Genomic DNA, 3,177 nt, shown 5'->3' with positions numbered 1-3,177 from the left:
CAACCCGCTACGGGGGAGACTTACCCGAAATCTGATTTATTCAACAAAGCCCAAAGCCTCTATGAATAGGGAGAATTTAGCTATTAAAGCAGATAATAAAATTCTCGAAAATTACAATGAAGAACTAAAGACTATTCAAACAAAGTTTCTTAAACTACTCTCAAGCAAAGACTAGTATTTAAATGCGTATTTTATGATTACTGTAATAGCGCCCCCATAAAAAATGAGGGCGGCACAGAAATTACTAATAATTTATCGTTGACCTTCGCATTGCATCTGACGTTTTGATAACCATACAATCATCAATACATCGATTGGTCTCAGAAATTATAACGTTGTTAGATAGTTTGAAATTAAATCCTTTCATAATTCTGATCTCTTCAGCCATACCTTTGAGCGCCCAGGGCGCTGCTAATGAAATATTCCCAAACTCATCATATCTCTGTGTTTTTGTAAAGGCATTGTAAGCAGGATCTGTGAGATCGAACATTAATTTTCCTGTGTAATTCTTAGGTATTTTATTAGTTATTTCCGCAGCAAGTGCCTGAATTTCAGAGCGTTGAGGAATAATAAATCCATTTATAATATTATACTGAGCTATTATCATAATTGTTAAAGTGATAAGAGGCCAGACAAATGCTTGCTTAAAAATTCTACTGACAAGGCTATTTATGCCAATGAGAAATAGAGTTGATATAATAAGTTCTAAGGCCACTAACGAGCGGAATGCTGCCCAATTCTCTTTTGTCGCTAAATTTGGAGCGTAGGAACCTATCCCGATCGCTATGACTATGAACGTTTTCCATCTGCCTGATTTTCCCACTAAAATAGTGTATAAGCCGATTAAAATTGCAAGCGAGGAGAACCAAGAATATATTTTTACTGGTTGTATGTTATAGTTATTTACAGCGTTTATTAGTGATTCATTTATGAACCATTTCATCTTTCCACCGATATCTGCGGTTAACTCGGATCTCGATAATGATTCCCCATATAGCCAGACAGGAAGTACTTTTGACATTATAAAACTGCCTGCAACACCGATAACTAAAATGATAAAACATGTCGCAACTTTTTTCACAGTTAAACTACTTTCTTTTTTTATACAACTATCAAGCATAAAAAAGAATAAGAATGTAATTGCTGTCGGTTGATATATTGCAAATGCCACCCATAAAACAACAATGGATGCTAATTTTTCTGGCAATGACGATCGCTGCTTCGAATGTGGGAAACATTTATTATAACTAATACCTGCCAGCAATACTGAAATAGTGAAAGGGAAACATGTTGCCCATGAAGCATAAACTTGAAACGCAGGGAGTAAGCAAATTAACAGCGGAAATATTACTTTGAATACGGGGTTATCAAATATTTTTCTGCTGTCTATGAAGTTGTAAATAAAACTACTTAAGACAACCAGACTTAATATATTAAAAAGACGCAAATACGAAAATGAAGAAATATCATTAATTAACATTTGTCCATAGTAACGGAACACAGCATAAACGGGACGACCAGATTGAACATCCCACTGAAACGAAGAACCGTTTCTTGTTATAGCATCAAAGAATGTTGACCAGTCGTCTGAAAATGCATATGAAAAGAAAATTACCGGTGAAAATGTTAACATAATCAGAAAGAAATAAAAAATGTAAACGTTTTTTTTATTTCCCTCTGCTAAAGAATTGATCAGGTTTTGCATATTATTTTCCATTGCTATCATTACCTACGCTTTCATCAATGAAATATTTAGGTCTATTTTTCGTCTCTATATAAATTTTCCCGACATATTCTCCTATAATACCTAAAGAAAGCATTTGCACACCGCCAAGAAAGAATATAGCGATCATGACTGATGTCCATCCCTCAACTGTAGTACCTGTTGTTTTTTGAATTAAAGCATAAATCGCAGCGATGGTAGATATGATGCAAGTTATAAAACCTGTCATAGCTATAATTCGTAACGGTGTAACTGATAATGAGGTAATTCCCTCGAGAGCCAGCGCAAGCATTTTTTTTATTGGATATTTTGATTCACCTGCAATTCTTTCTTCACGGCTATATTGCACCTCGATCGAGGGGTATCCCACAAGAGGCACTAATCCACGTAAATATATATTTTGCTCTTTATATTGTTTAAGAGCCTCCAACGCACGATTACTTAATAATCGATAATCTGCATGATTTGGAGTTTGATTTACACCCATGTGGGACATTATTGCGTAAAATGCATTAGCTGTTGTACGTTTAAAAAAAGTGTCACTATCTCGATTACATCTTACGCCGTATACTATGTCATATCCCTGGCTGTAAGCGTCAATCATTTTTTCGATGCAATTTACATCATCTTGTAGATCCGCATCGATGCTAATGGTTACGTCTGTATCGACCGAGCGTAACCCTGCCATTAAGGCAATTTGATGTCCTTTATTTCTTGATAATTTTATTCCTCGCACATAGTGATAAGCGGTCGAGGCATCTTTAATTTGTGCCCAAGTATTGTCACGACTACCATCATCGACAAACAAAAGATAACTATTGTTGTTAATTTTATTTCTGGCTATCAATGAATTTAGTACATTCGAAAGCTTTTCGAGACAGAAAGGAAAAGCCTCTTGTTCATTATAGCAAGGTACCACAATAGCTAAAGAAGGAGTGCTTTTTATATCAGTTGAGGTTGTCATTTCATCGCCCAGAACTTGTTTAAAATAAAACCTGTGATAGTGTATGTGAACATCCCAAGGATTTGTGCTGAATATATTTTTTCTGGCATAAAAACGAAAAATATTTTTATGACAATGATATTTGCCACATAACAAATGAAGCAAACACATAAAAATTTTATTAGTCTATTGATGCTAATTGGTTGCGTAAATGTAAATATTGTGTTTGCTATGAAGCTGAAAACAATACCTACAACATAACCCATCGCATTGGACAGATAAATGCCAAGACCCAAATGCATTAGCAGGAAAATTACAACTGCCGTAATTAGTGTATTGACTATCCCAACTAACCCATATTTCATTAGTTGCCATAATGGGCCTGAACTTGGCATTATATACTCCGCTAGCGTTCCAATTGGATGTTAAAGGCGGCAGCATTCTAACAAACTACATGGCTTTGTTGAATAAATCGAACTTTTGCTGAGTTGAAGGATCAGATCACGCATCT

3 protein-coding genes are annotated in these 3,177 nt (G+C 35.3%); all 3 read right to left on the bottom strand.

Translation table 11 applies throughout. From position 1 onward, the window contains the following. Positions 1-244 precede the first annotated feature (244 nt). From HX884_RS25860 to HX884_RS25850, 3 genes are read right to left on the bottom strand one after another with little or no spacing between them, the layout of a single operon-like run. Positions 245-1,705, bottom strand: coding sequence for a glucosyl transferase GtrII family protein (locus tag HX884_RS25860; RefSeq protein ID WP_057069252.1), 1,461 nt, complete (start codon positions 1,703-1,705; stop codon positions 245-247). Between the two features lies 1 nt (position 1,706). Continuing rightward, the gene (locus tag HX884_RS25855) at positions 1,707-2,687 is read right to left on the bottom strand and encodes a glycosyltransferase family 2 protein (protein ID WP_004198905.1); all 981 of its coding nucleotides are present in this window, start codon (positions 2,685-2,687) and stop codon (positions 1,707-1,709) included. Continuing rightward, positions 2,684-3,061 carry a GtrA family protein gene (locus HX884_RS25850; protein WP_004198893.1) on the bottom strand — a complete coding sequence of 126 codons (378 nt, stop codon included), beginning with the start codon at positions 3,059-3,061 and terminating at the stop codon, positions 2,684-2,686. The genes HX884_RS25855 and HX884_RS25850 overlap by 4 nt, the downstream gene beginning before the upstream one ends. Positions 3,062-3,177: the final 116 nt, after the last annotated feature.

The organism is Enterobacter sp. SECR19-1250 (assembly GCF_013391025.1).
GTDB classification, from domain to species: domain Bacteria; phylum Pseudomonadota; class Gammaproteobacteria; order Enterobacterales; family Enterobacteriaceae; genus Enterobacter; species Enterobacter cloacae.
The sequence above is the reverse complement of the archived record's forward strand: the minus strand, read 5'-3'. Positions and strand labels throughout refer to the sequence as shown.

Bases quoted from the DNA above. Each gene is read 5' to 3' on its own strand.
- HX884_RS25855 (WP_004198905.1), bottom strand. From the start codon at position 2,687: ATGACAACCTCAACTGATATAAAAAGCACTCCTTCTTTAGCTATTGTG.
- HX884_RS25850 (WP_004198893.1), bottom strand. From the start codon at position 3,061: ATGCCAAGTTCAGGCCCATTATGGCAACTAATGAAATATGGGTTAGTT.
- HX884_RS25860 (WP_057069252.1), bottom strand. From the start codon at position 1,705: ATGCAAAACCTGATCAATTCTTTAGCAGAGGGAAATAAAAAAAACGTT.